This window comes from Streptosporangium minutum (assembly GCF_002149035.1).
Lineage (GTDB): Bacteria > Actinomycetota > Actinomycetes > Streptosporangiales > Streptosporangiaceae > Streptosporangium > Streptosporangium minutum.
Genome location: NZ_NGFP01000090.1, coordinates 26,158 through 32,214, shown reverse-complemented (window position 1 = coordinate 32,214; position 6,057 = coordinate 26,158). Strand labels below are relative to the sequence as shown.

General features: G+C 71.4%; 5 protein-coding genes and 1 pseudogene. 4 read left to right on the top strand and 2 right to left on the bottom strand.

All coding sequences use genetic code 11. The annotated features are described in order from the left end of the window. Both CA984_RS20250 and CA984_RS20245 read left to right on the top strand, forming a co-directional pair. Positions 1 to 345 (top strand): annotated as a pseudogene (locus CA984_RS20250) (hypothetical protein); the annotation flags it as partial. After that, a complete protein-coding gene (locus CA984_RS20245; RefSeq protein WP_207620952.1) occupies positions 338 to 1,399 on the top strand; it encodes a hypothetical protein in 1,062 nt (353 codons plus the stop codon). The pseudogene CA984_RS20250 and the gene CA984_RS20245, both read left to right, overlap by 8 nt. A gap of 202 nt (positions 1,400 to 1,601) precedes the next feature. On the opposite strand, the gene CA984_RS20240 is transcribed toward CA984_RS20245, so the two are convergent. Continuing rightward, entirely contained in the window at positions 1,602 to 2,918 is a 1,317-nt protein-coding gene (locus CA984_RS20240; RefSeq protein ID WP_086574689.1) for a S1C family serine protease, read from the bottom strand. A 371-nt stretch (positions 2,919 to 3,289) separates the two neighbouring features. Here CA984_RS20240 and CA984_RS20235 point away from each other — a divergent pair, with 371 nt between their 5' ends. Next, entirely contained in the window at positions 3,290 to 4,549 is a 1,260-nt protein-coding gene (locus CA984_RS20235) for a carotenoid oxygenase family protein (protein WP_086574687.1), read from the top strand. Between the two features lie 19 nt (positions 4,550 to 4,568). Next, positions 4,569 to 5,450, top strand: coding sequence for a TetR/AcrR family transcriptional regulator (locus CA984_RS20230; RefSeq protein ID WP_086574685.1), 882 nt, complete (start codon positions 4,569 to 4,571; stop codon positions 5,448 to 5,450). 30 nt (positions 5,451 to 5,480) lie between these two features. Here CA984_RS20230 and CA984_RS46325 read toward each other — a convergent pair whose 3' ends face one another. Beyond that, the gene (locus CA984_RS46325; protein ID WP_165781337.1) at positions 5,481 to 5,648 is read right to left on the bottom strand and encodes a hypothetical protein; all 168 of its coding nucleotides are present in this window, start codon (positions 5,646 to 5,648) and stop codon (positions 5,481 to 5,483) included. Between the last annotated feature and the right edge of the window lie 409 nt (positions 5,649 to 6,057).

The following is a 6,057-nucleotide window of genomic DNA, read 5'->3' as shown; positions in this document are numbered from 1 at the left end:
GTCTCCGACCAGCGCGCCGCGCTCACCGCGACGTGGACGGCGACGGTGATCGCGGCGACGGGCGGCTTCACCACCGGCGCCGGCACCACCCCCGAGACCGTCCCCACCGGCGACGCCCTCTACTGGTCCGGTCCCGCCACCGCCACCACCGGCACCGGCACCTTCGTGCCCGGCCAGGCCAACGCGGCGGCCGCGCAGACGCTGAACGTGTCGCGGACCGCCTTCAGCAAGACGACCGGCTCGGGAAACAACTCCGCCACCTGGAATCCGACCGTCCTGATCAACGTTCCCGACCAGGCGGTGGCCGGCGTCTACACCGGCACGGTGAACCACTCCGTTGCCTAGCCCACTGTCGCGCCGGTCCGTCTCGGCGGCGCTGACCGCACTTGTGCTGCACGCGATGATCGGCGCTCCGGCCGCCGCGGACACCGGCCGGGAGCAGGCTCACCCGGCCGGCCGCGCCGTCATCGGCGTCAGGCTGCTGGAGATCCCCGCCAACCGGGTGGACGATCCGCGATCACACTCCTTCATCGTCGACCACGTCAACCCCGGCACCACCTTCACCCGGCGCTTCGAGGTCTACAGCACCTCGCCCAAGCCTCAGCACGTGCGGCTGTACGCGGCCGCCGCCGGCATCAAGGGCTCCCGTTTCACCTTCGCGCCGGCCCAGACGCCCAACGAGCTGAGCTCGTGGGTCACGCTCAACCGCTCCTCCGCCGACCTGCCCGCCCGAGGCAAGGCGCCGGTCAAGGCCACCATCGCGGTGCCGGCGTGGGCGACCGAGGCGGAGCGGTACGCCGTCATCTGGGCGGAGGTCGCCTCGCCCGGACCGGGGCCAAAGGGGAACATCGCACTTGTCAACCGCGTCGGGATCCGCGCCTACCTCGACGTCGGCCCGGGCGGGGAGCCGCCCTCGGACTTCGAGATCGGCGAGATAGTCCCCCAGCGGACCGACGACGGGCAGCCGAAGATCGTGGCGACCGTCGCCAACACCGGCAAGCGCGCCATCGACCTTGAGGGACAGCTGTCGCTGTCGGAAGGGCCGAGCTCCCTGAGCGCCGGCCCCTTCCCGGCCAACCGCGACACGACCCTGGCGCCCGGCGGCCGCGGAGACATCACCGTGCTGCTGGGCAGGGACCTCCCCGACGGGCCGTGGACGTTCCACCTCACCCTCCGCAGTGGCCGCGTCAGCCACACGGCGACCGGGACGCTGACCTTCCCCACCAAGGCCGGGACCTGGGGCATGCCGGCCGCCCTGTCCTCCCCCCTGACGCTGACCCTCGCACTCGCCGTACTGGTGGCCCTCGTCGCCGCGGCGATCCTCGCCCTCGGCTTCCGTCGTTTCCACGCGCGCCGACAGAGCTCGGCCACCGGCCATCCCCACGGCGACCTCACCTGACATCAACCGACACGAGGCGGAGTCCGGCCATCGGCCATCCCCACGGCGACCTCACCTGACATCGACCGGCACGACACCGCGGCCTCCGGCCGGCTGATCCTTTCGCGGGGGAGCGTCCGGCGGAGCACGCGGCCACGGGGCCTCTGAAATGGATGTGCCGCCGGGTCCGCAGCGACCCCGGCGGCACATCCGTCTGTGGAGGCTACTCGCCGGTCTTCTCGGCGAGGGTCACCGCGGCGGTCTGGGTCTGGCCGTCGCGGACGTAGGTCACGGTCACCTTCTGCCCCGGCTTGAAGCCGCGGACCGCGCCGACGACGGTGGTGCTGTCCTCGACCACGGTGTCGTTGATCTTGGTGATCAGGTCGCCCTGCTTGATCCCGGCCTGGGCGGCGGGGCTGCCGTCGGTCACCTGGGCGACCATGGCGCCGCCCGCGTCGCCGGTGACGGGGGCGAAGCTCACACCCATGAAGGCGTGGGTGACCTTGCCCTTGTCGATGAGCTGCTGGGCGACCTGCTGGGCGGTGTTGATCGGGATGGCGAAGCCGACGCCGATGTTGCCGTCTCCGCCGTTGGTGGCGATGGCGGTGTTGATGCCGACCAGCTGCCCGGACGCGTTGACCAGCGCACCGCCGGAGTTGCCGGGGTTGATCGCCGCATCGGTCTGGATCGCGCCGCCGATGGCGGTGGGCGCGCTGCCGCCCTGCTGCTGCATGCCGTTGCCCCAGCCGGGCGGGAGCTGTTGCTGCTGCTGGCCGCCGACGGTCAGCGTGCGGTTCAGCGCGCTGACGATTCCGGCGGTGACCGAGCCGGACAGGCCGAGCGGGCTGCCGATGGCCAGCACGGAGTCGCCCACCTTGAGCCGGTCGCTGTCGCCGATCGAGGCCGCGGTGAGGCCGGAGACGTCGTTCGCCCTGATGACCGCGAGGTCGGTGACGGGGTCGGTGCCGACGACCTTCGCGGTGGCGGACTTGCCGTCGCTGAACTTGACGGTCACCTGGGCGCCCTGGCCGGCTCCCCCGGCCTCCACCACGTGGTTGTTGGTCAGGATCAGGCCGTCGGCCGACAGCACCACGCCGGACCCCTCGCCGCCGCCGTTGCCGGTCTTGACATGGATGGAGACCACCGCCGGTTGGACGGCCTTGGCGACGTCGGCGACCGTGGTCACGTTGCTGACCGGGCTGACGATCGGGCTGGTGGAGGAGCCGATCGTGGTGGTGCCGCCGAAGCCGGTCACGGCGAAGGCCCCCGCCACTCCACCGCCGACCGCCATCGCGGCCAGCGCGAGACCCGCGCCCACCTTCTGCCCGATGGTGAGCGAGGCCCGCTGGGCGGGCACCGTGGGCGCCTCGGCGGCGAGCGGTCCCTGCACCGGGTGGATCAGCGTCGGCTGCGGCCCGGTGTCCCTGTCCGCGGGGTATCCGCCCGCCCGCGGCGGCACCTTGCCGAACTGGCTCCACCCGTCGTTCCCGGAGGTCGTCTCAGCCGGGGTGATGTCCTGCGCATTCTTGTCCGGTTCCATGTCTTCCCCCAACTCATACGTCCGCTTGTGGGTTGCCGAGCGGCGACCGGTCCTCCCGGTGACTGCAACGATGCCTCAGGGCGTGTAAGAGCACGTTAAGGGGATGATCTCGGTTGTCCGAATCCTCTGACAGCCGCTTTATCAAACGTGCTCAGAGGCCGTTCTGATCACCAGAAATCACCTCGAACCGGACCCTGCGAATCGGCCCGGACACGCGCGGCATGCCCTTGATGATCACGCCTGCCGGGCGGCCCGGCCGCGATGTCGCGAGAGCCCCCGTTCGGGCGGGCTCGTGCTGTTGCACTAGTGCACAGCAGGGTGTTTCCCGTCGCGGCAGCAGGCTCAGGCGCCCTCCTCCGTACGGTGTCCACATGAGGTATTTGGAAGGGCATTTCGCGCCCGTCAACGAAGAGGTCACCGCCTACGATCTCCCGGTCACCGGCCGGATCCCGGCCGAGCTCAACGGCCGCTACCTGCGCAACGGGCCCAACCCGCTGGGCGTGGAGGACCCCGCCGTGCACATCTGGGGCATGGGCCAGGGCATGGTGCACGGGGTGCGGCTGCGTGACGGCCGGGCCGAGTGGTACCGCAACCGCTTCGTGCGCATACCGGGATTCGCGCCCATGGTGCACGTGATCGAGCACGCCCGGCGTACGTTCGCCATGGCGGAGGGTGGCCTGCCGCCCGCCGAGCTGGACACGGAGCTGAACACCGTGGGCGTGTGCGATCTGGGAGGGACCGCGGAGGGGTTCACGGCGGGGGCTCACTCCAAGCACGACCCGCTCACCGGCGAGCTGCATTCGCTGTCGTACATGCCGGGCCGCGACTTCGTCCAGTACATCGTGACCGACACCGGGGGAAGCGTCGCCCAGGCCACCGCCATCCCCATGACGCGGACGCCGTTCATGCACGACTTCGCGCTCACCGAGAACCACGTGGTGCTGTGGGACACGCCGCTGGGGTTCGACGGGTTCGAGTGCCGGTGGCTGCCGGAGCACCCGACGCGCGTGGGCGTCATGCCGCGGACCGGGGGTGACGTGCGCTGGCTGGACATCGACCCGGTCCATGTCAGCCACACGCTCAACGCCTACGACGACGGCGACTCGATCGTGGTCGACGTGGTCACGGCCGAGGGGCCGTTCGATCCCGCCGCCCCCGGGATGATCCGGCCCGTGCTGGACCGCTGGACGATCGGGCCGGACAAGGTCCACCAGCGGCGCATCGACGACCGGCCGCAGGACTTCCCGCGGGTGAACGACGCGCGTGCCACCCGCCCGTACCGATATGGCTACTCGGCCGCGACCGCCCTGTACGGGATCCCGTTCGCGCCCGAGGGCACGCCGCCGGACGACGCCTTCACCAACGCCCTGGTCAAGCATGACCTGCAACGGGGGACGACCGAGGTGCACGGGTTCGGCAGGAACGAGGCCGTCGGGGAGGCCTCGTTCGCCGCCACGGGGCAAGGGGAGGACGAGGGGTACCTGCTCACGTACGTGCACAATCCCCTCCGGAACGCCAGCGACCTGGTGATCCTCTCGGCCCAGGACTTCACCGGCGAGCCCGTCGCGCGCGTCCAGCTGCCTGTCAGGGTGCCGCTCGGCCTGCACGGCAACTGGATGCCCGACCGCTGAGGCATGGCACCATGGCCTCGTGAACGATCCGCGACCGCCGTACCTCCGGATCGTCGCCGACATCGAGCGACGCATCGCCGACGGAGAGCTGCGGCCCGGCGACCCCGTCCCCACCACCAGGGCGATCATGCGTGAGTGGGGCGTCGCCATGGCGACGGCCACCAAGGCGCTGGCCGCGCTCAAGCAGGCAGGCGCCATCGAGTCCGCTCCTCGGGTCGGCGCCGTGGTCGCTCCCCGGAGGCTGCCCTCGCGTTCGGCGGGGGGGCTCGAACGCGACCGGATCGTCCGCGCGGCCATGGAGATCGCCGATGCCGACGGCTTGGCCGCGCTGTCCATGCGGGCGGTGGCGACCAGGCTCGGGGTCGCCACCATGACCCTCTACCGGCAGCTCGAGGCCAAGGCCGAGCTCACCCAGCTGATCGCCGACGCCGCGTTCGCCGAGATCAGCTATCCGGAGCCGCCACCGGGATGGCGTTCCCACCTGCGGGTGGCCGCCCAGCTGCAGTGGGCGGCCTACCAGCGCCATCCCTGGTTGCCGCGGCTCGTGTCCATCACCCGGCCGGTCACGCTGCCGGGGCTGCTGGCGTACGGGCTGTGGAGCCTGCGCGCGCTCGACGGCCTCGACCTGGATCCGGGCACCCGGATGCACATCTACGCCACGATGGTCAACTATGTGCGGGGGACGGCGGTGAACATCGAGAGCGAGGTCGGCGCCGAGCTGGACACGGGGATGACCAGCAGGCAGTGGAGCACGGCCCGGCTCTCCGTCGACGGGCCGCTGATCGCCCAGGTCGCGGAGCCGGGCACGGAGCTCGACCTGGAGTCGCTGTTCGCCTTCGGCCTCGAACGCCTGCTCGACGGCTTGACCATGGTGATCACGCCCCGGGAGATGCGCCGGTGACCGGGTCTTCACCGGAGCCGGCGCGGCAGGCTAGAACGTGAAGCCCCGGTCGGGCTCCCCGCTTCCCTGTACTCTCTCCAGCTCGGCTTCCAGACCGGGCACCAGGCGTTCGAGGGCTTCATGCCATTCACGGTGCCGCCCGGGGTGTTCGACCATGACTCCGCACGTCCTGCACATGGGCGGCTGGGGCTGTGTCATGCCGGGATCCCTTCAAGGTAGGCGATCGACATACTGAGCCTGGGCGGGCAGGTCACTTTCCCGTCCGGGCCTCGTGGGTCGTCGTCTGCCCCGGCAGAGCGATCCAGAACCATATTCCGCGAACCGGGCTTCCCCCCGGAGCCGCGGCCCGCGCCGCCCCCTGGCGACCGGCCGACCCGGCGGGTTCGCGTGGATCGCCTCACCGGTCAGGGGCCGGAAGGAGGCGACGCTCCGCCGTACGGCACAGGACGACCACGGTCGCCCCTACGGCCACCGTCCCGAGCCCCGGGGGGCTGGGACGGCGGCTGCCCGGAGGAGGGCTCGGACCCGGGCCGGCCGCACGCCGGCAGGGTTCCCACAAGGTTGGACGCCGGGCGCGGCGGGAGAGTTCACGGGGTCGAGGCCCGGC

Bases quoted from the DNA above. Each gene is read 5' to 3' on its own strand.
- CA984_RS20240 (WP_086574689.1), bottom strand. From the start codon at position 2,918: ATGGAACCGGACAAGAATGCGCAGGACATCACCCCGGCTGAGACGACC.
- CA984_RS20235 (WP_086574687.1), top strand. From the start codon at position 3,290: ATGAGGTATTTGGAAGGGCATTTCGCGCCCGTCAACGAAGAGGTCACC.
- CA984_RS46325 (WP_165781337.1), bottom strand. From the start codon at position 5,648: ATGACACAGCCCCAGCCGCCCATGTGCAGGACGTGCGGAGTCATGGTC.